The following is a 22,877-nucleotide window of genomic DNA, read 5'->3' on the forward strand; positions in this document are numbered from 1 at the left end:
ACATTTTTGCCGTATTAAACGGCTACACAGTCAAGTGAGGTTCATAGTGACAACGATCGTTTCAGTTCGCCGCAATGGCAAAGTGGTTATAGGTGGCGATGGCCAAGTTTCTCTTGGTAATACCGTAATGAAAGGTAATGCCCGCAAAGTACACCGCCTACATAACGGCAAGGTATTAGCGGGTTTTGCCGGGGGCACCGCCGATGCCTTTACCCTACTGGAACGCTTTGAAGCCAAGTTACAGGCTCACCAAGGTAATCTTGAGCGGGCAGCAGTTGAGCTAGCTAAAGACTGGCGAACCGATCGTGCCCTGCGAAAACTCGAAGCCCTGTTGGCGGTCGCCGACGAAAAAAATTCCTTTATTATTACCGGTAACGGTGACGTGGTGCAGCCCGAGAACGACTTGATCGCTATCGGCTCCGGCGGCGCCTTTGCTCAGTCTGCAGCTCGCGCTTTATTAGATAATACGGAGCTAGAAGCGAAAGACATAGTTGAAAAAGCCTTAACTATCGCCGGCAGTATTTGCGTCTTTACCAATGGTAACCAAACCATAGAAGAGCTGGATTATACAACTAAATAAGGCTACTCATTTATTTAAGGGCTGCCACTGCCGTGCCCTAATTAAGGACTTAAATATGTCGAATATGACACCCAGAGAAATTGTACACGAGCTAGACCAACATATTGTGGGTCAAAGCGATGCTAAACGTGCGGTAGCGATTGCCCTGCGTAACCGCTGGCGGCGCATGCAACTGCCATTAGAATTACGCCAAGAAGTTACGCCCAAAAATATTTTAATGATAGGCCCAACTGGCGTGGGTAAAACGGAAATTGCACGCCGTCTCGCGAAACTGGCTAACGCCCCTTTTATTAAAGTAGAAGCCACTAAGTTTACCGAGGTGGGCTATGTGGGTAAGGAAGTAGATAGCATTATCCGCGATCTTACTGATATTGCGGTGAAAATGACTCGCGAACAACAAATGAAAAAATATCAGTATAAAGCAGAAGAAGCGGCGGAAGAGCGCGTACTAGATGCGTTATTACCTAACCCTCGCAATAATTTTGGCGAGCCAGAAAAAGCCGATAATAGTAACAGCCGACAAATTTTTCGTAAAAAACTGCGTGAAGGTCAGTTAGACGATAAAGAAATTGAGATAGATGTGGCCGCTCCACAAATGGGTGTGGAGATCATGGCGCCTCCTGGCATGGAAGAAATGACTAACCAGCTGCAAGGTATGTTTCAAAATCTAGCCGCCGGTCACACCAGCAAGCCGCGTAAGATGAAAATCAAAGAAGCGCTAAAGCTGTTAATAGAAGAAGAAGCTTCAAAACAGCTCAACCCAGAAGAGCTGAAAGAGCAAGCGATTCATGCGGTGGAAAACCATGGCATCGTCTTTATCGACGAGTTTGATAAAATCTGTAAGCGAGGCGAAAGCTCAGGTCCTGATGTGTCTCGTGAGGGGGTACAACGCGACCTGCTGCCCTTAATTGAAGGTTCTTCAATCAACACCAAGCATGGCATGGTGCGTACCGATCACATGCTGTTTATTGCTTCCGGCGCTTTCCAAGTGGCTAAACCCTCGGATCTCATTCCTGAGTTACAAGGCCGACTGCCTATTCGAGTTGAGCTTAGCTCGCTAAACACCGACGATTTTGAACGTATCCTCACTGAGCCTAACGCCTCGTTAACCGAGCAATATAAGGCGTTGTTGGCTACCGAAAACGTAACCGTAGACTTTACTAAAGCTGGTATTCGCCGCTTAGCAGAAGCTGCGTGGCGCGTAAATGAGCGCACCGAGAACATAGGCGCACGTCGCTTACATACCATTATGGAGCGCTTACTGGATGAGCTTTCCTTTGAGGCGTCAGATAAGTCAGGTGAAAGTATTGTTATCGATGAACACTATGTGGATCACTACTTAGAAGACTTAGTCGAAGATGAAGATCTAAGCCGTTATATTCTCTAATCTTCTGCCCTCGGTTTGCGACAATTTCCAAGCAGTAAGTCGCAATTGTCCTCGGCATTAAGCAAGGTGCGCGCGTACTAACACGATTATGATTGAAAAGTGCTCCCGCCCCTTTATACTTGATGCTATCTGGTTTCAAAATGTGGCTGACTTCATGGAATATAATACTTCAGAACTTTGTGATACCTATATCGATATGGTGGATGTGGTTGAACCCATGTTCTCCAGTTTTGGTGGGCGCAACTCTTTTGGCGGCTCTATCACTACCATCAAGTGCTTTGAGGCTAATGGCTTGATTAGCGATACCGTGAAAGAAGATGGCCAAGGCCGCGTCTTACTGATCGATGGTGGGGGTTCTTTACGTCGTGCCTTGATTGATGCCGACATTGCTGAAACCGCAACTGATAATGGTTGGGAAGGTATTATTTGCTACGGCTGTGTGCGTGAAGTCGATGCCCTTGAGGAGCTAGATATTGGCATTCAAGCGCTGGCTTCTATTCCTGTTGGCGCCGAGGAAAACGACATTGGTGAGCTACAGGTGCCGGTTAACTTCGGTGGCGTTACTTTCTTACCCGCAGATTATGTCTATGCCGACACCACAGGCGTTATCTTATCGCCAGAGCCGCTCGATATTGAAGATGAAGGCGACTACGACGGTGATTTTACTGAAGACGAGGCTAGCGATCAGTGATAGTGTCACTGAGCAAAATAGAAAAAGGCCAACCTCAGGGTTGGCCTTTTTGTATGTCATTATAAGGAAGTTGAGAGATAAGGATCTGCTAGGTGATAACGCCACTCACTTTACCCTTTACGCCTCATGACACAATTAAGCGTTTTCTTCAACTTGATCAATCTTACCCAGTAATACGCGTAATCTATCTTGCCACGCTTCATGCTGCTGCTTAAGCTGCTGATTGTCTTGCTCAAACTGAGCCTGATTTTGTTTTAATTGCTGGTTTTCTTCACCCAATTTTGTGTTGAGCTCTTTTAGCTCTTCCACTTCCATTTGCAACAAATCAATCGTGTCTACGGCCGACAGTATTTTGGCTTCCAGTTTCTCTAATACATCAAAAGACATGCATTCACCCCTAAAAATCACAGTTATCAGGCCAAGCGGCCGCTACTAGCAAAGAGGATACAGCGCCCCTTGCTTGACAACAAGTAGGCAGCACCTTTGCAACGCAGATAAGGTAAATTTAACCCCCATTGCGTCAATAAAAGTCTAAATATTTTGGTTCATATCAAAAGAGGGCATAGCTGAACACGGGCGTCCTACAACGCGTGCCGGTACGCCTGCCACTGTGGTATGAGGCGGTACCGACTCTAGCACCACACTGCCCGAGCCCACTTTAGCGCCGCACCCTACTTCAATATTACCTAAAATTTTCGCCCCCGCGCCTATCATAACGCCTTGGCGGATTTTAGGGTGGCGATCGCCACCCGTCTTACCGGTGCCACCTAAGGTGACACTTTGTAAAATAGAGACATCATCTTCAATCACCGCAGTTTCGCCCACTACGATGCCAGTGGCATGATCAAACATAATGCCCTTACCAATGCGCGCCGCTGGATGCACATCCACGCCAAACACTACCGAGATTTGGTTTTGCAAATAGGTAGCCAGCGCACGGCGGCCGTGGCGCCATAGCCAGTTAGCAATACGATACCCTTGCAGCGCATGAAAACCTTTCAGATAAAGTAGTGGCGTAGAAAATAAGTCTACGGCGGGGTCTCGCTCTTGTACTGCACAGATATCGGTGGCAACAATATCGAGAATGCAAGGTTCAGAGTCCACTACTGACTCTATCACTTCGCGCAGGCTAATAGCCGGCATCACTGAACTCTCAAGTTTATTGGCTAAAATGAAGCTTAGCGAGCACTTGAGTGTGTCGTGGTTAAGAATGGTCGAATAGTAAAAGCTACCTAACATGGGCTCTTCTGCAATCATCCAGCGAGCTTCTTCGCGGATGCGCAACCAAGTACTAGCTTGAATGCCGTCTTCCATGGGTTAAACCTTGTCTACTGTAAAAAAAGAAGTATTCATTACTCTGGAACCGAGGGCAGGACCGATAATGGGTCCATATGAATAATGATATCGGTATAAGCAAACAGCTGTTCCAGCTGCTCTTCTACCTGTAATGCAATGTGATGTGCCTGCACTAAGGGTAAATGATCATCTAGTTCAAGATGCAGTTGAATAAATCGCGTCGCGCCCGATTGCCGAGTGCGTAAATTATGTAAGCCCTGCACGCCAGCAACGCCTAGGCAAACTTCGATAATGCGCCTTTGTTCAGCATCGGGCAACTGATGATCTAACAACATCTGAATAGCATCATACCCAATTTTAAGTGCGCCTTTAAGGATATAGCCGCCAATTAATAGCGCAAATAACCCATCGGCCCAATGAAAGCCCTGCCAAGCTAACCCAATAGCCACTAAGACGCCGATATTTAATAAAATATCCGATCTGTAATGCAGTTGATCGGCGCGGATCGCCACTGAGTTGGTTTGTTTTATGACATAGCTTTGGTATAGCACCAATAACAAGGTGACCAATATCGAAAATAAGACCACCCCTATGCCCATGCCCGCATGGCTGACGGTTTGGGTATTAACCAGGCGAGAAATACCCGTGATCATTAAAAAAATGGCCGAGGCACTAATAAAGGCAGACTGAGCTAACCCCGCTAATGATTCGGCCTTACCGTGACCAAAGCTATGCTCTTTATCGGCGGGGACCAGCGCATAGCGAATCGCTATCAAGTTAATAAAAGAAGCGCTAATATCGAGTAAAGAGTCAGTTAACGAAGCCAGCATACTGGCGGAGTCGGTATAAAACCACGCTAGCAACTTAGTGAGGATCATCAAGCCCGCAGCCAGCATGGCGGCCTTGGCTGCACGGGTGACTAGTCGTTCATAGCGGGTTTGCTCGGTGCTTGACACCGTTATCTTGTTCACCGTCCACCTCTTATCTCGCACTATCGCTTAATAGCTATTGTCCGCCAGCAAAGTCCAATTGGCGCCACGCTTCGTAGCTGATAATGGCCACCGCATTCGATAAATTCAAGCTGCGGCTATCGGCTTGCATAGGAATGCGAATTCTAAACTCAGGCGCAATACCATTAAGTACGGTATCAGGCAAACCGCGAGTTTCAGGACCAAACAACAACACATCTTGTGCTTGAAAGTGTGCTTTATGATGGGCTTGGCTGCCTTTAGTAGTACAGGCAAAAAGACGCTTGCCCTTCACTGCCACTAAGAAGTCGTCATAGTTTTTATGAATGGAGATACGGCCAAAATCTGCATAGTCCAAGCCCGCACGGCGCAGGCGTTTTTCTTCTAACTGAAACCCCATGGGCTCAATTAAATGCAAATGACAGCCATTGTTGCGCGCTAAACGCATAATATTACCGGTATTGGGTGCAATTTCAGGTTCATAGAGCGCAATCTCGAACATGGTTTTCTCTTATTAAATAAGGCCGTAATGGCATAAATGGGGCAACAGCGCCAAGCAGAGACAGATTTTACGCCTCACCTTAACTAATTTATACCTTGCTTTGACAAGGAATAAACTGAGCGCTGCGCTCAAGATGCCACCACATACCGCCCAGCGTGATGCCGCGAGCCAACATAAAGCATACCATCGCCAGCCATAAACCATGATTACCAAGTGCTTGGCTTACATACCACACGGGGAAAAACACACCCGCAGTAGACACTAGCATCATGTCGCGCATTTGAGTGCCTCTAGTGGTGCCAATAAAAATACCATCTAAAATAAAGCACCAGCATGCAGCAATCGGCATTAGAACTAACCAAGGCAAATAACGCACCGCTTGCTCACGTACCGCTTCAATAGTGGTAATTAAACCAATGAGTGAGGTGCCAGCCAGCGCAAAAATTAGCATAAAAAGGAGTCCCACTAGGGCCCCCCAAAAGAGATTTAAGGCGCAGGCTAAGCGAAACTCTTGGCGGTTTCTCGCGCCTACCGCTTTGCCTACCATGGCCTCTACTGCATAGGCAAAGCCATCTAGGCCAAAGGAGATAAACATTAAAAAGTTCATTAATACCGCATTGGCTGCTAGTACGTCATCCCCTAATCGAGCGCCTTGAAACGTCATAAATGCGAAAGTCAGCTGCAAGCATAACGCGCGTAAAAAAATATCGCGATTAAGACCAATTAATTGCTTAAAAGCACCGCGCTTAAAACAGCTCGCCCAAAAGCCTATTGCTGGCCAAATATTGCGTTTTTTTAAAGTATGCCACACTAAGTAAGCGCCCAAGACTGTGGCCATATAATCCGCTAACACCGAGGCCGCTGCTGCGCCTTTTACTTGCCAACCCAGCCCCAATACAAACCAAATATCGAGCACTATATTAAGCGCATTCCCCAAGATCAGGAGCAGCATAGGCGCGCGTGCATTTTGATTACCCAACAACCAGCCTAATAACACTAAGTTAGTGAGCGCCGCCGGCGCACTCCAAATGCGCACTAAGACATAATCTCGAGCATAATGCTGCACTAAATCACTGCCCCCCATCAGCCAAAGCGCCAGCTCTGTGAGAGGATATTGTAACGCTAGGATCAGTAGCGCTAAACCCCAAGCAAGCGCGAGCGCGCGTGCTAACACCTGCAATAAAGCAAGGTTGTCTCCTGCACCATAAGCTTGTGCGGTAAGACCGGTGGTCGACATTCGCAAAAAGCCTAATAACCAAAAAATGAGGCTAATAATAGTGGCGCCCACCGCCACCCCACCTAAGTAATAGGCTTTATCTAAATGGCCAATTACCACTGTGTCTACCAAGCCTAATAATGGCACCGTAATATTGGACACTACCATGGGCAAGGCGAGCGCAAACACCTGACGGTGGCGAGCGAGATTAAAAAAAGAGGCAGGCATCATAAATTCTTAATCAAAGACATTGAGATAAAAAGAAAACGCAGCCCATCCAGTATTAAGATGAGCTGCGCTTGCTTGAGCTTTAAAAGAGGGAAGCCGGATTATGCTTAAGGCTTAACCGCGCCAGCGCGCTAAAATACTGGAGAAGTTTTTAACGAGCTCAGGCCCATTAACTAACGGCATTTCTGTTTTCTCATCAAAGTCGGGTCTAAAAGCGGCATGTAGCTCCCCTTTCGGGTTAACCAATGCGATCGAGGCAGAATGATCCACTAAGTAATTTTCTTCTTCTTTATCGAAAATGCCATAAATTAAGCCTAACTGCTGCACAACAGGCATTAGTTGCTCATGTTCGGCAGTCACCGCAATAAAGTTAGGATTAAAGTATTCGGTATAGACTTTTAAGCGCTCAGGCGTATCGCGCGCCGGATCTGCCGATACAAAAATCACTTGTACTTTATCGCTTAATTTAGCCAACTCGGGATAAACACGCGATAAGTCCGATAAGGTAGTAGGGCAAATATCGGGACAATAGGTGTAACCAACAAAGACTAAGCTCCAGTGATCACTAAAATTTTGCTCGGTGAAAGGCTCACCTTCACCATCGATTAAGTCTACTTGCGTTAAGGGCTCTCGCTCGGGGTAAACCACGACCGCATCGGTTAAGCTATTTTTTTTATCGGCATACCAAGCACCGCCCGCTAAGGTGCCTACCAGCAATAGCAACATTGCTAACAGCCATATCCATCGATTAGTTTTAGCCATAATTTATCCAATGATCCGCTAATTTCAGCACCCTGAGGTGGCTAATTGAAAAAGTTGCAACAGTGTAGTGCGCTTTATCTAGAAGGTCTAAACTTCAGCTGCCAGCCTAATGCAAAAGCTAACTAAGGTCGAGCGAGCATAGCAAGATAAACAAGTGGAAAAACAAGTCACTAGCAGAGATTAACAGTGCGCAAGCAAAATAGCCGGGCTGCAGATAACGGACATAAAAAAGCGCAAGCCAAGCTCACGCTAATTTATCTAACATCCGTTCTTTAAAAGTCTGAGTTGCGTATTACACCTACCGCTAGGCCTTCAATAATTAACTCTTGAGTACGCAGATCCACTTCAATAGGACTAAGCTCTTCGTTTTCAGGCAATAAGCTAACTTGAGTCCCTTTGCGCTGGAAGCGTTTTACCGTCACTTCATCACCTAGGCGCGCTACCACCACTTGACCATTACGCGCTTCTTGGGTTTTATGCACTGCTAATAAGTCGCCGTCCATAATACCGATGTTTTTCATACTCATGCCTTGCACGCGTAGTAAAAAATCAGCAGCGGGATGAAATAGCGACGGATCTAATTGGTAATGACTTTCAATATGTTGTTGCGCCAAGATGGGTTCACCGGCCGCTACTTGGCCAATTAAGGGTAAGCCCGTCTCTTCTGGCTCTTCTTCTACTAAGCGTATGCCACGAGAGGTGCCAGGCATCATAGTAATGGCGCCCTTTTTGGCCAGTGCTTTAAGGTGTTCTTCGGCGGCATTGGCCGATTTAAAGCCTAAAATAGTGGCGATTTCGGCACGCGTGGGCGGCATGCCGGTTTGTTGAATATTGTCTTTAATAATCTCCAGTACCTGAGACTGGCGAAGCGTGAGCGCTTTCATAAGGCACCTGTTTTTATATACAGTTAACTGTCAGTATATCCAGTAAATATAACAGCGCAAGCATAAAATCCGGTGACCACTTAAAGCAAGGTCAGCACGATGCCGACAAAAATCACCATGCCGACTGAATTATTATTTAAAAAGGCGCTAAAGCATAAATCTCGCTCACGATCTGCTATCTGTTTTTGCTGAAAGACAAATAAGGCCGCCGCGCCTAACAGACTCCAATAAAACCACGCGCCCAGCGCAAAGCTCTGCCCCGCTGCGACTAAAAGTACTAAGGTTAATAACTGTAAAACGCCCACAATAAGCTTGTCGTGTTTACCAAACAAAATGGCCGTGGACTTCACTCCTATCTTGAGGTCGTCATCTCTATCAACCATGGCATACATAGTGTCATAGGCGATAGTCCAGGTGAGATTAGCAGCAAATAATAACCAAAGGCCCAGTGGCAAACTGTTGCTTTGCGCCGCAAACGCCATGGGAATCGCCCAGGAAAAGGCAATCCCTAAAAATAACTGTGGCAAATGAGTATAGCGCTTCATAAAAGGATAAAGTGCAGCCCAACCAAGCCCCGCCACAGATAATAAAATAGTGAGCTTATTGGTGGTAAGCACTAATAGGAAAGACACCACCACTAGCAAGGCAAAACAGCCAAGCGCTTGGCGTTCACTAAGCTCACCGGTGACTAAGGGACGGCCCACGGTGCGTTTAACATGGCCATCAATATGACGATCCGCATAGTCGTTGATCACACAGCCTGCGGAGCGCATTGAAAACACGCCAATTACAAACACACACACTAACCACCATGAAGGGCGACCAGCGCCAGCAATCCACAGTGCCCATAAAGTAGGCCATAGCAGCAACAAGGTGCCAATAGGCTTATCAAGCCGAGCCAGTGCCATATAAGCACGCCATTGAGGACGATTAGTAGTTGTAGTCATTATTATTACTCTTGGTAAGCACACACAACAGGTAAAAAAAGTTCAGTCACTAGTACTTGTGCCTTAGGGATAGCAAGCACCGAGCGCCGAGCCCACAACAAGTCCTCTGGCATAGGCTGGGTTAAAGGAATGATGTGGCTATGGGATTGGATAAGGCTCTGGTATTCAGCCCTCGCAAGTGCTGCGTATTCAAAGGGGCTGCGCGTGAGTGTGGGATCATCAAACATAAGCTCGCCTAAGGCTTTATTACCTAAGCCACCGAGTGCTGGCACCGCATTAAGAGCGGCGGCTGAATATAAAGAACTGGCATAAATCCACGGTTTATTATCACACCATAATAGCACTTCTCGACAATAGCCGGCGGGGCTTCCTAGCCACTTTGCTTGGCTGCGAGTCAAAGTGATAGCGCGCGTCTTGAGCAGTTGTACTTTAAATTCATGGCAATGGGCTCGTAAACGCACCGTTAGCGAGCCGGCATCTTGTAACCAATCGATAAGAGCTGCGTTATCTACAGTGGCGTGAGCTTGCCAGTGCCAATGCGCATCATTACTGTGCTTCACGCGTTTTTCCTAGCTGTGATGTAGCAAGATGTCATGCTAAATGGCAGTTTTAGTTCTAAAAAACACGTATTCACTTGACCGACCCACACTTTGTTTAAACAATAGTCATCTTATTTTATAAAAAAGGCTCACGATGTTTCGCATACTAGCCCTGTGTCTCTTGTTCAGCGCAGCTTCGCTGCAGGCTCAAGAAGCCGTTCCAGAAGGCCCTTTATACTACACCATAGAGCCTGACATTATTACTAACTACCATAACTCGGGACAAACCTTAGGTTATATTCGGGTAACGGTAGATTTAATGTTAGAAAGTGCCGATAAAATGCCGTTAGTAGAGCAGCATATTCCTTTGCTACGAGATGCATTAAACAGTTTATTAGCAGAGCAAGATCAACAAGAAATTCGCTCCCTAGCCCTGCGCGAGCAACTCGCTGCTAAAGGCTTACAGCGACTTAATGACCTACTGCTTGCAGAAACTGGCGAAACGCCAATTCGTCGACTGTTATTTACCAAATTTTTATATCAATAGCGGTGTCGGAGCTGGCGATCTACTACGGCCTGCAATAAGCCAATCAGGCCGCCGCCTAAATGCGCAAGGTTGGCCACATTACCCAACACGCCAGCAAAGCCAAGGATGAGCCACACTAACATTAAAACGGCCATGCCATCGGGTAAGCTCATCCGCCCGCCAGGATTTAGACGCCCAGATAACCACACATAAGCCAGCAGCGCATAAACCACGCCCGATAAGCCGCCAAAGTAGGGACCACTGGCAAAAAATTGCATAAAATTAGGCAAGATGCCAGCCACTAGCAAGATTAAAATTAAGCGACCCGCGCCCCACTCGCGCTCTACCATGCTGGCTAAATACCACCACCAAAACAGATTAAATACTAAGTGCATCAAGCTAAAGTGCAATAATGCCGGTGTAAAAGCGCGCCAAAAATTCACTCCCACTAACTGACTTAACTGTGCAGGAAAAGACAACCAGGCCAACACCGGGGCGCCCAGCTGTGCCAAACCATAGATCAATACACAACTCAGCAGCACGATAAGATTAACGGGGCCCGTACGCTTGGCGAGTTGAGCCAAGTTTTGTTTACTCGCCGCTTGGCTAGCAAATTTAATATGAGTATCACCGTGTAACCAAGCAGCTTCTTGATAGCGAGGGTGAAACGGCTCTTTAAGAAAACGAGCCACTTCGGGTTCTGCATCTGCAAACCGATGTTCATCTATTAGCCAAATACTCACTCGATGAGCATCGTCTAGGGTTTGTTCGCAGGCTAAACCTTGCGCGGTTAAATAGTCCACAAACGCTTGTGCGCGCCGCGCATCCTCAACTACCAATAGCAATTTCATTAGGCGGCAACCACAGGCTGAGTACGGCGCCACGCCTCAAAGCCGCCATCTAAGCTATAAACTTGGTCAAAGCCTTGTTCAATTAAATATTGCGCTGCACCTTGGCTACTGACGCCGTGATAACACATCACAATAATCGGCGTTTCATAATCTACTTCATTCGTGAACGCCACTAAGGTGTCGTTTGTTAAATGGTAAGACTCAGGTACATGGGCTTGGGCAAAAGATTGGGGATCCCGCGTATCCACTAAGCGTGCTTCGCCTTGGGCAAGTAATTGCTGCGCCTGTTCTACCGATATATGAGCAAATTGCTCCATGACTAACTCCTCTTAATAAATTTCTTCCAGTTTACCCAATCTCCTCTTTCTTAGCATTAGTCACAGTACTCTTGCAGTCTTAGCCGCCTAGATATGCTTGGCGTACTTGCTCATTCACTAATAAAGCGCGCCCAGAGTCAGCTAAAATAATGCGGCCGTTTTCTAATACATAGCCACGATCTGCTAGTTGCAGCGCTTGATTGGCGTTTTGTTCTACTAAGAAAATGGTCATACCTTTTTCTGCACGCAGCTGCGCTATGGTGGCAAATATTTGATTAATAATTATCGGCGCTAAGCCCAGTGAAGGTTCATCTAACAATAATAAGCGCGGTTTACTCATGAGTGCGCGGCTAATAGCGAGCATTTGTTGCTCGCCGCCAGACAAGGTGCCGGCTCTTTGTTGCATGCGCTCTTTAAGGCGTGGGAATAAATCATAGACTTCTTTTAACAGGGCACTATGTTCATGTTTATCCACAAAAAAAGCGCCCATATAAAGATTTTCCTCTACCGTTAAGCGGGCAAATATACGCCGCCCTTCTGGCACAATCGCAATATCTTTGCGCATAATACTGGCGGTGTCTAAGTCAGTTAAGTCTTGGCCCTCAAATACCACGCGCCCTTGACTGGGTTTAGGATCACCGCAAATGGTCATCATTAAGCTGGTTTTACCAGCGCCATTGGCACCAATTAAGGTCACTATTTCGCCCTGATCTATATGCACAGTCACATCGTGTAGCGCCTGGATTTTGCCATAGCCCGCATTTATATTATCCACATGCAGCATACTGCGCCCTCTCCCTAACAGCGTTATTCTGACCTAAAGTTAGTGGTGCTCAACATCGCCAAGATAGGCATTAATGACGTCTTTATTACTGCGCACTTGCTCAGACGTGCCTTGGGCTAAAGGGCGGCCCTGATTCACCACATAAATATAATCAGAAATGCCCATCACTAGTTTCATATCATGCTCAATCAATAAAATGCTCACCCCTTCGTTATCCCGTAGGTCACAAATTAAATGATTAAGCTCATGGGTTTCATTAGGATTCAAACCCGCCGCTGGCTCATCGAGCATAAGTAATTGTGGGCGCGTCGCCATACAGCGAGCAATTTCTAAGCGGCGCTGTTGGCCATAGGATAAATTATCTGCGCTGCGATTCGCTACGCAGGTAAGCTGTACTTTTTCTAACCAATAATGAGCCAGCTCTAGGCCTTGGCGCTCGGCGCGACGAAAAGCAGGAGTTTTAAATAGCCCTGCGAGAAAGTGAGTATTTAAATGGCGATGCTGGGCGACTAAGAGATTTTCTAGCACCGTCATTTCTTTAAATAACCGCACATGCTGAAAAGTGCGCACCATCCCTAAGCGAGCAATTTTAAAGCCCGGCATGCCAGAAATAAGCTGCTCTTTAAACCTCACTTGTCCGCCACTGGCTCGATAAAAACCAGACAAACAATTAAAAATAGTGGTTTTCCCAGCTCCATTGGGCCCAATAATAGACACCACCTGCTGTGGTTTAACCGTCAATGCAACGTTATCTACGGCCACTAAACCACCAAAGCGCATGCTTAAATCAGATACCTGCAATAAGGCGCTCATGATTTTAGCTCCAGATGAGGGCGGTGCATCGGCAATAAGCCTTGGGGGCGCCAAATCATCATTAACACCATCAGCAAGCCAAATAATAACATTCGGTATTCATTAAACTCTCGGGTGAGCTCCGGCAATATGGTCATCACAATAGCGGCTAATACCACGCCCACTTGGGAGCCCATGCCACCTAATACCACAATGGCTAAAATAATCGCCGACTCAATGAACACAAACGACTCGGGGCTAATAAAACCTTGGCGCGCGGCAAAAAAACTGCCAGCAAAACCGGCAAAGGCCGCGCCTATGGTAAAAGCACTCAGTTTAATTAAAGTGGGATTTAAGCCTAATGAACGACAGGCAATTTCATCTTCACGCAGGGCTTCCCACGCCCGACCAATTGGCATACGCAATAGGCGATTAATAACAAATAAGGTCAGGAGCACTAATAACAGCGCCAGCAAATATAAGAAAATTACTTTATGGTTAGAGTTATAGGCAATATTAAAAAACTCATGAAAAGTATTATCGCCTCGGCGATCAAACTGTAAACCAAATAAAGTCGGTTTAGGAATGCCTGCAATACCGTTTGGCCCACCGGTAATTTCCGTCATATTATTCAGTAAAATTCGAATAATCTCGCCAAAGCCTAAGGTAACAATGGCCAAATAATCGCCCCGTAGGCGCAGCACGGGAAAGCCTAATAAAAAGCCAAACAAGGCGGCCATCGCGCCTGAGATAAATAAACAGCTCCAAAAATCTAAGCCAAAATAAGCATTTAATAAGGCGTAGCTGTAGGCACCTACCGCATAAAAGGCCACATAACCTAAGTCCAATAAGCCCGCCAGCCCTACTACCACGTTTAAACCAAGACCTAACATCACATAAATAAGGGTTAAGGTGGCTAAATCTACGGCACCGCGTGAGCCCATAAATGGCCAAATTAATAACGTCGCTAACACTAAGGCACTCAGCAGCCGATAGGCGCCAGGTTTCTCTTCGGGTGCCGGCAGCGCAAACTGACCTTTTCGATCTAATAACAGGCGTAGCCAATGGCGTAACTTAGTGTGAAATAACTGCGCGACAAACACTAAGGCCATGCCCAGCGCCAGCCATTGCCAAGTGGCATCTAGACGGTTCGTGACCACCAACTGGGTACCGGCCGTTTCAAGACGAAAGCCCAGTAGCCAGCCGGCTAATAATAAAAATAAGCCACTGGCTAGCACCGCAGATTTAAGGCTATTCATACTTTTTCTACCTCCGGCTTACCCAAAATACCGGTCGGCATAAATAATAGCACCGCAATCAATAAGCCAAATGACACCACGTCTTTATATTCGGTACTAAAATACGCGCCTGTCATGGCTTCTGTTACGCCTAATAACACGCCACCTAATACAGCACCCGGAATGCTACCAATGCCGCCTAATACTGCAGCGGTAAAGGCTTTTAAGCCGGCCATAAAGCCAATATAAGGATTAATCACCCCGTAATAAGAGCTAAGTAAGACGCCCGCAATTGCGGCTAAGGCGGCGCCGATCACAAAGGTGAGGGAAATAACCGTATTGCTATTAATGCCCAGTAGGTTGGCCATCTGTAAGTCTTCAGCACAGGCACGACAGGCGCGCCCCATACGAGAGCGAGAAATAAACCACGATAACAACACCATAGTGACTAAGGTGACCGCAAAGATAATCAACTGCATATAAGATAAGGAGGCTTGAAAATTACCTTGGCCAAAATTCCAACCGCCCGTAATTAAGCGCGGCATGGCAATATCGCGAGAGCCTTGAAAGAGGCGCATCATATTTTGTAAAAAAATCGACATGCCAATAGCAGAAATTAAGGCAATTAAGCGTTTACTGTCGCGTAGCGGGCGATAAGCCACCCGTTCAATGGAATAGCCATAAACACTGGTTAATATAATACTGGCTAAGAAGGCGCTGGTTAAGAGCAAAAAGGTGCTATCTATGCCAAACATCAGTAAGGCGGTCATTACCATAAATGAGGCGTAGCCGCCTATCATATAGACCTCGCCATGAGCGAAGTTAATCATGCCAATAATGCCATAGACCATGGTGTAGCCAATGGCGATCAACGCATAGGTGCTGCCGATGGTGAGGCCATTAAGCAGTTGTTGTATAAAATACAGCACAGGCTCAGACATATCTGGTTTCCTTACCTTAGGAACGAGCCGTCATAGCAAAGAGCTCATTGCTAAACCAACACAGCGCGTTCGCCTTAAGCAATAAAGCCCGCCTAAGCGAGCTTTATGTTTTACATCTGAGTAGAAGTGCCGTCTTTATGCCACTCAAAAACGCCAAACTCAAAGCCAACTAAGTCACCTTTATCATCCCACGATAAAGGCCCCATCACGGTATTAACCGGCTTAGTACGCAGAGCTTGTGCCACCGCATCTGGGTCTGGACCGGCACGTTTTATGCCCTCAGCAATCACTTGTACTGCCGCGTAGGTAGTCCACACAAAAGGCCCGCTGGCATCTAAGCCTTTAGCTTCAATGGCGCTGACAATCTCGGCGTTTTCTGGCTCGAGATCGTATTTTTTAGGTAAGGTAACTAATAAGCCTTCTGAAGCATCCCCAGCAATAGAGGTAATATCTTTATGACCCACACCCTCTGGCCCCATAAAGCGCGCCTTAAAACCACGTTCTGCCGATTGGCGTAAAATTAGCCCCAACTCCGGGTGATAACCGCCGTAATAGACAAAATCCACCTTATCTCTTTGTAACTTAGCCACTAACGTGGAGAAGTCTTTATCTCCTGCAGTCACGCCTTCATAAGCCACCACATTGGCGCCCGCTTCTTTTAGTGCATCGCGCACGCTAGAAGCTAAGCCTTCGCCATATTGTTTTTTATCGTGAATAATACCGATCCGCTCTGGCTTAGCTTGCTCCACAATATATTTAGCGGCCGTGGGTCCTTGATCACTATCTAGGCCAATGGTGCGCATGACCAGTGGCTGGCCTCGTTCGGTGATCACCGGGTTTGTGGCAGCCGGGGTGATCATCAAGATACCTTCATCGTCATAAACATCTGAAGCAGGCAAGGTACTATCCGAGCACAAATGTCCTACTACAAACTGAATACCGTCATTTACCACTTTATTCGCTACCGCTACGGCCTGCTTTGGGTCACAGGCATCGTCGTACTCCGCGGCTTCAAGTTGATAATCCCCTAAAGTGCCAGACTTGTTTAATAGCTCTACAGCCATGCGCCCACCGGTAAACTCCATATCACCGTATTGCGCCACCGGTCCGGTAACGGGTCCTGCAATGGCAATTTTCACTGTCTCTGCAACCGCTGACCAAGCGGGGGTTAAAGTTAATGCCGCCGTTAATGCCGTAGTAACGGCCATTGATACGCCAGACATTTTTTTATTCCTTGTACTCATCTCGCTTTCCTCTATCCATTGAGTGATTGCGCCGGAATGAGTCCGGACTGTTCTTTTTCTAACCCGAGGCTGGAGGTTTAACAAGCGAAATGTGTAAAGCGAGACTGCGCTTTGCTGACAAATGCAAAAATTGTGAAGCTAGGCGCTTTTTAGCAGACAAATTAAAGCAAGCAGCTAAACAAGCGGGCGCATAACCGCCAGGCATAAAAAAACCAAGACCGATATTTTTAGCCTTGGTTTAAACAAACAGATAAAGGAAGGAATTAGCTTACGTCCAATCGAGGATAACTTTACCTGACTGGCCAGAGCGCATGGCATCAAAGCCTTGTTGAAAATCATCCACTTTAAAGTGATGGGTGATCATGGGGCTTAAATCTAAGCCAGACTGAATAAGGCTGGCCATCTTATACCAAGTCTCAAACATCTCTCGGCCATACACGCCCTTTAGCACTAAGCCCTTAAAAATCACCTTGGTCCAATCGATAGCCATTTCGTTAGGAGGGATCCCTAGCATGGCAACTTTGCCACCATGATTCATCTTATCGAGCATATCGCAAAAGGCGGCTGGCACGCCGGACATTTCTAAACCCACATCAAAACCTTCAGTCATACCCAGTTCAGCCATTACCTCAGCTAACTGTTCATTGGCTACATTTACGGCGCGGGATACGCCCATTTGGCGCGCCAAATTAAGACGATAATCATTGATATCGGTAATAACGACATGTCGTGCACCGGCGTGGCGAGCAACTGCCGCCGCCATAATGCCAATGGGACCCGCGCCCGTAATCAACACATCCTCGCCTACTAAATCAAAGGATAAAGCGGTATGCACTGCATTACCAAAGGGATCAAAAATGGCCGCTAAATCATCCGTTACTTCATCGGGTAATTTAAAGGCATTAAAAGCAGGAATGACTAAATACTCGGCGAATGCCCCTTGGCGATTAACCCCCACCCCTACTGTATTTCGGCATAAATGAGTGCGACCTGCACGACAATTTCGACAATGCCCGCACGTTATATGCCCTTCACCGGAGACGCGATCACCGACGCTAAAGCCGCGCACTTCTTGGCCCATGCCGACCACTTCGCCTACATATTCATGGCCCACCACCATGGGCACGGGTATAGTATTTTGTGACCACGTATCCCAATTATAAATATGAATATCGGTACCACAAATGGCGGTTTTGCGGATTTTTATTAGTAAGTCGTTATGACCTACCTCGGGCATCGGTACCTCTGTCATCCACATGCCGGGCTCAGTTTTCAACTTGGCTAAGGCTTTCATGCTGACTCCTTAAATGACGTTTAACTCGCGACCCACTTTAATAAAAGCAGCAATGGCTTTATCCAGCTGTTCACGGCTATGTGCCGCCGACATTTGGGTACGAATACGCGCTTGGCCTTTAGGTACCACTGGGAAAGAAAAACCAATCACATAAATACCCAACGCCAAGAGCTTTTCAGACATCTTAGCTGCTAAAGCCGCATCACCTAGCATCACCGGAATAATGGCATGATCTTGGCCCGTCAAGGTAAATCCCGCCGCCGTCATCTGCTCCCGAAAATAAGCACTGTTTTCTCGAACCTTAGTGCGCAGCGCATCGCCGTCTTTCAGCATCTCCAACACCCTAATAGAAGCCGCAACGATGGCAGGAGCCACTGAATTGGAAAAGAGATAGGGCCTTGAGCGTTGGCGTAACCAGTCAATCACTTCTTTTTTACCTGAGGTATAACCCCCGAGGCCCCACCCAATGCCTTGCCTAGGGTGCCGGTAACTAAATGCACGCGATCCGCTACCCCGCAATATTCAGGGGTGCCCCGGCCATGCTCGCCAACAAAGCCCACCGCATGGGAGTCATCCACCATGACTATGGCGTTATATTGTTCTGCTAAATCACAAATGGCAGAAAGGTTGGCAATCACGCCATCCATGGAGAAAACGCCATCGGTGGCAATTAGGATAAAACGAGCGCCGGCGGCTTTCGCTTGCTTAAGCTGTGTTTCTAGCTCTGCCATATCGTTATTGGCATACCGATAGCGCTTAGCTTTGCACAACCGCACGCCATCAATAATAGAGGCGTGATTAAGCGCATCGGAAATAATGGCATCTTCAGGACCGAGTAAAGTTTCAAATAAGCCGGTATTAGCGTCAAAGCAGGAGGTATAAAGAATGGTGTCTTCCATGCCAAGGAAGTCGGAGAGACTGGCTTCTAATTGTTTATGTAAGTCTTGAGTGCCACAGATAAAGCGTACCGATGCCATCCCAAAGCCGTGGCTGTCTAGCCCATGTTTGGCAGCACTAATTAGCTCTGGGTGATTAGCTAGCCCCAAATAGTTGTTAGCGCAAAAGTTAATCACCTCTTGCTCCGCCACTTCAATGGCCGCACTTTGCGGTGAGCTTATTACCCGCTCTTCTTTAAATAATCCCTCAGCATGGCTTTGGGCAAGCTGGGTAGATAAGTGAGCATAAAACTCTGCTGGCATCACGAACTCCTACTATTAATCTGAGTGATTAGCGTTAGTCGCTTTACTTTACTCCTTAGCTTGGCATTTTCCACAGCATATCCCACCAATCTGCCTTACTTGTGAAAGGGATCACTGGGATCAGCGGACAGTGCCTGATAATGTGCCATTAAATTAGCTAGCTCTAGGCCAAACTGTGGGTGAAAATAGGGTTTTAATAGCAACAATACTCGGGATACGCCTTCATAAAGCACTGCTTGGCTAATATTAGGCACCAACGATTGCGCCGCTTGATAACTCACCCAAAAAGAAGCTAATAATTTTAACACGTCAGTTAAAGGAGCAATTTCAGCTTCGGGAATCATTAACACTTGTTGGCGATTAAGCGCGCTTAACAACGCTTGCAAATTAATGGTCAGTTCTTGTTGTGCCAATAAGTATTGCTTATGTAACTCAGGGTCACGCTGCAAAATATCATTCAAATTGGCATAGAAAAAACGAAACTCCCACATACCGTAGAAGGTGGCGTCTAAGTAGTGAAACCACATGGCGGGACTGGTAGGTTCGCTAACAGGAGCGAAGCTTTGGCGTAAATGGCCGCTATATTGCTGGAAAATAGCGGAAATTATGTGGTTTTTATTACGAAAGTGATAATAGAGATTGCCAGGGCTCATCCCTAAATGTGCCGCTATGTGATTGGTGGTCACGTTTGCCTCTCCTTGCTCATTAAATAGTTGCAAGGCAGCGGCAATAATCCGTTGTTTGGTGGTCATCCGTGGAACCAAATGTTGAAGGTTATTTGCTTCTAATATAACACAGCCAGAGGAGTTAGTTTTCTTAAGCTTAAGCGTGATAAACTTAAATGAATTTTATTAACCACCAATGCCGGACCTCCGGCCAATCAGGGGCAGACTGAATGATCATAGTAACTGGCGGCGCCGGCTTTATTGGCAGTAACTTAGTAAAATCACTGAATGAACAAGGCCGCAGCGATGTAGTGGTGGTTGATGACCTTACGGATGGTACTAAATTTGTAAACCTTGCAGACTTAACCATCGCCGACTATCTCGATAAAGACGAGTTTATTCAGCGCATTTTCTCTGGCGACGACTTTGAAGAATGGGGCGGCATCGAAGTGATTTTTCATGAAGGTGCTTGTTCTGCCACCACCGAGTGGGATGGCAAGTTCATGATGGAAAACAACTACCAATATTCCAAAGACTTGCTGCATTACTGCGTAGAACGCGAGATCCCCTTCATTTACGCCTCCTCTGCCGCTACCTACGGTGGCCGCAACGACAACTTCATCGAAGAGCCACAATACGAGCAGCCGTTGAATGTCTACGGCTACTCCAAGCAATTATTTGATCAATATGTGCGCCGTTTAATGCCCCATATTAGCTCACAAGTGGTGGGCTTAAAGTACTTTAACGTCTATGGCCCTCGCGAACAGCATAAATGCGGCATGTCGAGTGTGGCATTCCATCTTAATACTCAACTGCACAAAGGCGAAAATCCTAAGCTGTTTGCCGGCTGCGACGGCTTCCCTGACGGCGGCCAAATGCGCGACTTCATCTATGTAGAAGACGTGTGTAAGGTCAACCTGTGGTTTTGGCAAAATCCCCAAGTAAGCGGTATTTTTAACTGCGGCACTGGCCGAGCCGAGCCCTTTCAAAACGTGGCCGAGGCGGTAATTAAGCATCATAATAAAGGCGAGGTTGAATATATTCCCTTCCCTGATCAGCTAAAAGGTCGCTATCAAAGCTTTACTCAAGCCGACTTAACTAAACTGCGCGCCGCCGGTTACCCACATAACTTTAAAACCGTTGCCGAAGGCACAGCCGAATATATGGCGTGGCTAAATAAGTAATATCTTGCGGCCCGCGCTAAGCAGGCTGCGAGTAAGACATGGCGCTCGGCAAGGAGTAACAGCACAGCATGAATATCTTAATGGCCCTATCACAATTAGAAGTGACGGGAGCCGAAGTCTACGCGACCACGGTGGGCGATGAACTCACTAAGCGGGGTCACAGAGTATGCTATGTCTCCGATACTCTGACCAAGCCCCACCTTGGCGAATTTTTTAAGCTGCGCTTTAATAAGCGCAGTGTTCCAAGGCGTTTTTGGCATGTGGCCTATTTAGTCTATCTCATTAAAAAGCACCGTATTCAAGTAGTGCACGCTCATAGTCGTGCTTCAAGTTGGAGCTGCTATGTAGCCTGTAAAATTACAGGCACCGCCATGATCACCAGCGTTCATGGTCGCCAGCCAGTACATGCTTCACGTAAAAAATTTCATGCGCTAGGTGATAAAGCACTGGCAGTGTGTGAAGCGGTGCGCGAGCAGCTAATCACCAGCTTAGGTGTGGCACCAGAGCTCATTAACATTGGGCGCAATGGTATTAATACCGAGCACTATCAGCCCTGCCCTGCCCCACATAACACCAAACCGGTGATCAGTATTATTGGTCGATTAACGGGGCCTAAAGGCGAGCTTTGTTATCGCTTACTCGATGAATGTTTAGACTTAGATAACTATCAAGTACAAATCGCCTCTGGTTCTGTGGTGCCGGAACGCTTTGCGCGTTTTAAAACAAAAGTACAGTTTCTCGGCTATGTGCAAGATGTGCCGGCGTTAATTGCACAAGCTGATTTAGTAATCGGTGCCGGTCGGGTAGCAATGGAAGCCATACTAATGCAGCGCCCTATCTTTGCCATTGGTGAAGCTAATGCGATTGGCTTGGTCAATGAAGATAATCTTACTGGGGCTATGTCTAGCAACTTCGGCGATATAGGTCCTAAAGATCTAGATATCGACTTTTCACGTCTCGCTGCAGATATCGCCAGTGCGCTAATGCAACCCAGCCCCAGTGCCGGTTTAGTTGCGCAAGTGAAAGTTCAGTACGACTTACAAGCGGTAGTGGAACAGTTAGAACAAGAATACCAAAGTGTTTACGTGCATAAACAGCGCCGCGAAATGCCGATTATTATGTATCATCGCTTTATTAAAGATGACACTGAAAAAGGCGTACACGGCACCTATATGCACGTTGATATGCTGGAAAAACACTTTAAGCTGCTAAAGCGCCTAGGCTATGAAACGTTAATCTTTAGCGACCTTGCCAAACAGGGTGTCGCCGAACGTTTAAACCCCAATAAAAAATACATTATGCTGACCGTCGATGACGGTTATAAAGATAACTATGAACTGTTATTTCCGCTGTTAAAAAAATATAATTTTAAGGCCGTAATATACGCAGTAACCGGTGAAGAGTTTAATCGCTGGGACGTAGAGCAACCGGACAATCCAGAAAAACGCGTACCGCTCATGAGCCCCGCACAAATAAAAGAAATGGCTAATTCAGGTTTAGTGGAGTTTGGTGGTCATACCCTGACTCATCCACACTTAGATACCCTAGATAAAGAGACACAACGATTTGAAATTGCTGAAAATAAAGCACAACTCGAGCAACTCATCGGTAAGCCTTTATATTCTTTTGCTTATCCCTTCGGCAGTCATAACCAAGACAGCAAGGATCTTGCCAAAGAACTCGGTTATCCCTACGCCGTCGCCACCAATAGCGGCCCCCTTGCTATGCACGAAGACAAATATCAAATTCGACGCATCGCCATCTTCCCCCGCACCGATGTATTTGGCCTGTGGCGTAAGATCAGAGGGAATTATGTGTTTAGAAAAAGAAAATAATCTTCTT

At 46.8% G+C, this 22,877-nt stretch carries 24 protein-coding genes and 1 pseudogene; 6 read left to right on the forward strand and 19 right to left on the reverse strand.

Going from position 1 to position 22,877, the window contains the following annotated elements:
* The first annotated feature begins 46 nt into the window (after positions 1-46).
* From hslV to rraA, 3 genes are all read left to right on the forward strand, one after another.
* Positions 47-580, forward strand: coding sequence for an ATP-dependent protease subunit HslV (gene hslV / locus CBP12_RS09260; protein ID WP_086964175.1), 534 nt, complete (start codon positions 47-49; stop codon positions 578-580).
* Between the two features lie 55 nt (positions 581-635).
* Positions 636-1,967: an HslU--HslV peptidase ATPase subunit gene (hslU, locus tag CBP12_RS09265; RefSeq protein WP_086964176.1), complete on the forward strand. Its 1,332-nt coding sequence runs from the start codon at positions 636-638 to the stop codon at positions 1,965-1,967.
* Positions 1,968-2,121: 154 nt separating this feature from the next.
* The gene (rraA, locus tag CBP12_RS09270) at positions 2,122-2,658 is read left to right on the forward strand and encodes a ribonuclease E activity regulator RraA (protein WP_086965505.1); all 537 of its coding nucleotides are present in this window, start codon (positions 2,122-2,124) and stop codon (positions 2,656-2,658) included.
* 135 nt (positions 2,659-2,793) lie between these two features.
* Here the strand turns inward: rraA and zapB are convergent, their stop codons facing one another.
* The 9 genes from zapB to CBP12_RS09315 form a co-directional block, all read right to left on the reverse strand.
* Positions 2,794-3,045: a cell division protein ZapB gene (gene zapB / locus CBP12_RS09275; RefSeq protein ID WP_086964177.1), complete on the reverse strand. Its 252-nt coding sequence runs from the start codon at positions 3,043-3,045 to the stop codon at positions 2,794-2,796.
* Positions 3,046-3,189: 144 nt separating this feature from the next.
* Positions 3,190-3,972 (reverse strand): serine O-acetyltransferase, encoded by a 783-nt coding sequence (gene cysE, locus CBP12_RS09280; protein WP_086964178.1) that lies wholly within the window; start codon positions 3,970-3,972, stop codon positions 3,190-3,192.
* Positions 3,973-4,010: 38 nt separating this feature from the next.
* Positions 4,011-4,850, reverse strand: a complete 840-nt coding sequence (locus tag CBP12_RS09285) for a cation diffusion facilitator family transporter (protein ID WP_086965508.1) — start codon at positions 4,848-4,850, stop codon at positions 4,011-4,013.
* A gap of 109 nt (positions 4,851-4,959) precedes the next feature.
* A complete protein-coding gene (locus tag CBP12_RS09290) occupies positions 4,960-5,424 on the reverse strand; it encodes a tRNA (cytidine(34)-2'-O)-methyltransferase (protein WP_086964179.1) in 465 nt (154 codons plus the stop codon).
* Between the two features lie 88 nt (positions 5,425-5,512).
* Entirely contained in the window at positions 5,513-6,868 is a 1,356-nt protein-coding gene (gene dinF / locus CBP12_RS09295; RefSeq protein ID WP_086964180.1) for an MATE family efflux transporter DinF, read from the reverse strand.
* A 114-nt stretch (positions 6,869-6,982) separates the two neighbouring features.
* A complete protein-coding gene (locus CBP12_RS09300; protein WP_086964181.1) occupies positions 6,983-7,630 on the reverse strand; it encodes an SCO family protein in 648 nt (215 codons plus the stop codon).
* A 272-nt stretch (positions 7,631-7,902) separates the two neighbouring features.
* Complete coding sequence (gene lexA, locus CBP12_RS09305; protein ID WP_086964182.1) at positions 7,903-8,514, reverse strand: transcriptional repressor LexA; 612 nt, start codon at positions 8,512-8,514, stop codon at positions 7,903-7,905.
* A gap of 80 nt (positions 8,515-8,594) precedes the next feature.
* A complete protein-coding gene (gene ubiA, locus CBP12_RS09310; protein WP_086964183.1) occupies positions 8,595-9,461 on the reverse strand; it encodes a 4-hydroxybenzoate octaprenyltransferase in 867 nt (288 codons plus the stop codon).
* A 5-nt stretch (positions 9,462-9,466) separates the two neighbouring features.
* Entirely contained in the window at positions 9,467-10,021 is a 555-nt protein-coding gene (locus tag CBP12_RS09315; protein ID WP_086964184.1) for a chorismate--pyruvate lyase family protein, read from the reverse strand.
* 133 nt (positions 10,022-10,154) lie between these two features.
* On the opposite strand from CBP12_RS09315, the gene CBP12_RS09320 reads away from it, so the two are divergent.
* The gene (locus CBP12_RS09320; protein ID WP_086964185.1) at positions 10,155-10,547 is read left to right on the forward strand and encodes a flagellar basal body-associated FliL family protein; all 393 of its coding nucleotides are present in this window, start codon (positions 10,155-10,157) and stop codon (positions 10,545-10,547) included.
* Here the strand turns inward: CBP12_RS09320 and glpG are convergent.
* The 10 genes and pseudogenes from glpG to CBP12_RS09370 all read right to left on the reverse strand — a co-directional run bounded on the left by glpG (position 10,541) and on the right by CBP12_RS09370 (position 19,938).
* On the reverse strand, positions 10,541-11,377 hold the full coding sequence (glpG, locus tag CBP12_RS09325) for a rhomboid family intramembrane serine protease GlpG (protein WP_086964186.1): 837 nt from the start codon (positions 11,375-11,377) through the stop codon (positions 10,541-10,543). The genes CBP12_RS09320 and glpG overlap by 7 nt on opposite strands.
* Complete coding sequence (gene glpE / locus CBP12_RS09330; RefSeq protein WP_086964187.1) at positions 11,377-11,694, reverse strand: thiosulfate sulfurtransferase GlpE; 318 nt, start codon at positions 11,692-11,694, stop codon at positions 11,377-11,379. The genes glpG and glpE overlap by 1 nt, the downstream gene beginning before the upstream one ends.
* 79 nt (positions 11,695-11,773) lie before the next feature.
* A complete protein-coding gene (locus CBP12_RS09335; protein ID WP_086964188.1) occupies positions 11,774-12,478 on the reverse strand; it encodes an ABC transporter ATP-binding protein in 705 nt (234 codons plus the stop codon).
* Positions 12,479-12,517: 39 nt separating this feature from the next.
* Positions 12,518-13,291 carry a high-affinity branched-chain amino acid ABC transporter ATP-binding protein LivG gene (gene livG / locus CBP12_RS09340; protein WP_086964189.1) on the reverse strand — a complete coding sequence of 258 codons (774 nt, stop codon included), beginning with the start codon at positions 13,289-13,291 and terminating at the stop codon, positions 12,518-12,520.
* Entirely contained in the window at positions 13,288-14,529 is a 1,242-nt protein-coding gene (locus CBP12_RS09345; RefSeq protein WP_086964190.1) for a high-affinity branched-chain amino acid ABC transporter permease LivM, read from the reverse strand. The genes livG and CBP12_RS09345 overlap by 4 nt, the downstream gene beginning before the upstream one ends.
* Positions 14,526-15,449 carry a high-affinity branched-chain amino acid ABC transporter permease LivH gene (gene livH / locus CBP12_RS09350; protein ID WP_086964191.1) on the reverse strand — a complete coding sequence of 308 codons (924 nt, stop codon included), beginning with the start codon at positions 15,447-15,449 and terminating at the stop codon, positions 14,526-14,528. The genes CBP12_RS09345 and livH overlap by 4 nt, the downstream gene beginning before the upstream one ends.
* Before the next feature lie 110 nt (positions 15,450-15,559).
* Complete coding sequence (locus CBP12_RS09355) at positions 15,560-16,693, reverse strand: branched-chain amino acid ABC transporter substrate-binding protein (protein WP_408634957.1); 1,134 nt, start codon at positions 16,691-16,693, stop codon at positions 15,560-15,562.
* A gap of 268 nt (positions 16,694-16,961) precedes the next feature.
* A complete protein-coding gene (tdh, locus tag CBP12_RS09360) occupies positions 16,962-17,987 on the reverse strand; it encodes an L-threonine 3-dehydrogenase (protein WP_086964193.1) in 1,026 nt (341 codons plus the stop codon).
* Positions 17,988-17,996: 9 nt separating this feature from the next.
* A pseudogene (locus CBP12_RS09365) lies at positions 17,997-19,186 on the reverse strand (glycine C-acetyltransferase).
* A 95-nt stretch (positions 19,187-19,281) separates the two neighbouring features.
* The gene (locus tag CBP12_RS09370) at positions 19,282-19,938 is read right to left on the reverse strand and encodes a TetR/AcrR family transcriptional regulator (RefSeq protein ID WP_086964194.1); all 657 of its coding nucleotides are present in this window, start codon (positions 19,936-19,938) and stop codon (positions 19,282-19,284) included.
* Between the two features lie 143 nt (positions 19,939-20,081).
* Between CBP12_RS09370 and rfaD the strand changes: the two genes are divergently transcribed.
* Both rfaD and CBP12_RS09380 read left to right on the forward strand, forming a co-directional pair.
* A complete protein-coding gene (gene rfaD / locus CBP12_RS09375) occupies positions 20,082-21,035 on the forward strand; it encodes an ADP-glyceromanno-heptose 6-epimerase (protein WP_086964195.1) in 954 nt (317 codons plus the stop codon).
* Positions 21,036-21,103: 68 nt separating this feature from the next.
* On the forward strand, positions 21,104-22,870 hold the full coding sequence (locus CBP12_RS09380) for a polysaccharide deacetylase family protein (RefSeq protein ID WP_086964196.1): 1,767 nt from the start codon (positions 21,104-21,106) through the stop codon (positions 22,868-22,870).
* Positions 22,871-22,877 lie beyond the last annotated feature (7 nt).

It is taken from the genome of Oceanisphaera avium (genome assembly GCF_002157875.1).
Taxonomy (GTDB): domain Bacteria; phylum Pseudomonadota; class Gammaproteobacteria; order Enterobacterales; family Aeromonadaceae; genus Oceanimonas; species Oceanimonas avium.

Bases quoted from the DNA above. Each gene is read 5' to 3' on its own strand.
- glpE (WP_086964187.1), bottom strand. From the start codon at position 11,694: ATGGAGCAATTTGCTCATATATCGGTAGAACAGGCGCAGCAATTACTT.
- CBP12_RS09380 (WP_086964196.1), top strand. From the start codon at position 21,104: ATGAATATCTTAATGGCCCTATCACAATTAGAAGTGACGGGAGCCGAA.
- glpG (WP_086964186.1), bottom strand. From the start codon at position 11,377: ATGAAATTGCTATTGGTAGTTGAGGATGCGCGGCGCGCACAAGCGTTT.
- ubiA (WP_086964183.1), bottom strand. From the start codon at position 9,461: ATGACTACAACTACTAATCGTCCTCAATGGCGTGCTTATATGGCACTG.
- CBP12_RS09290 (WP_086964179.1), bottom strand. From the start codon at position 5,424: ATGTTCGAGATTGCGCTCTATGAACCTGAAATTGCACCCAATACCGGT.
- zapB (WP_086964177.1), bottom strand. From the start codon at position 3,045: ATGTCTTTTGATGTATTAGAGAAACTGGAAGCCAAAATACTGTCGGCC.
- CBP12_RS09355 (WP_408634957.1), bottom strand. From the start codon at position 16,693: ATGAGTACAAGGAATAAAAAAATGTCTGGCGTATCAATGGCCGTTACT.
- CBP12_RS09285 (WP_086965508.1), bottom strand. From the start codon at position 4,850: ATGCTGGCTGCGGGCTTGATGATCCTCACTAAGTTGCTAGCGTGGTTT.
- dinF (WP_086964180.1), bottom strand. From the start codon at position 6,868: ATGCCTGCCTCTTTTTTTAATCTCGCTCGCCACCGTCAGGTGTTTGCG.
- CBP12_RS09370 (WP_086964194.1), bottom strand. From the start codon at position 19,938: ATGACCACCAAACAACGGATTATTGCCGCTGCCTTGCAACTATTTAAT.
- livG (WP_086964189.1), bottom strand. From the start codon at position 13,291: ATGAGCGCCTTATTGCAGGTATCTGATTTAAGCATGCGCTTTGGTGGT.
- CBP12_RS09335 (WP_086964188.1), bottom strand. From the start codon at position 12,478: ATGCTGCATGTGGATAATATAAATGCGGGCTATGGCAAAATCCAGGCG.
- CBP12_RS09320 (WP_086964185.1), top strand. From the start codon at position 10,155: ATGTTTCGCATACTAGCCCTGTGTCTCTTGTTCAGCGCAGCTTCGCTG.
- rfaD (WP_086964195.1), top strand. From the start codon at position 20,082: ATGATCATAGTAACTGGCGGCGCCGGCTTTATTGGCAGTAACTTAGTA.
- CBP12_RS09345 (WP_086964190.1), bottom strand. From the start codon at position 14,529: ATGAATAGCCTTAAATCTGCGGTGCTAGCCAGTGGCTTATTTTTATTA.
- rraA (WP_086965505.1), top strand. From the start codon at position 2,122: ATGGAATATAATACTTCAGAACTTTGTGATACCTATATCGATATGGTG.
- cysE (WP_086964178.1), bottom strand. From the start codon at position 3,972: ATGGAAGACGGCATTCAAGCTAGTACTTGGTTGCGCATCCGCGAAGAA.
- hslU (WP_086964176.1), top strand. From the start codon at position 636: ATGTCGAATATGACACCCAGAGAAATTGTACACGAGCTAGACCAACAT.
- tdh (WP_086964193.1), bottom strand. From the start codon at position 17,987: ATGAAAGCCTTAGCCAAGTTGAAAACTGAGCCCGGCATGTGGATGACA.
- livH (WP_086964191.1), bottom strand. From the start codon at position 15,449: ATGTCTGAGCCTGTGCTGTATTTTATACAACAACTGCTTAATGGCCTC.
- lexA (WP_086964182.1), bottom strand. From the start codon at position 8,514: ATGAAAGCGCTCACGCTTCGCCAGTCTCAGGTACTGGAGATTATTAAA.
- CBP12_RS09300 (WP_086964181.1), bottom strand. From the start codon at position 7,630: ATGGCTAAAACTAATCGATGGATATGGCTGTTAGCAATGTTGCTATTG.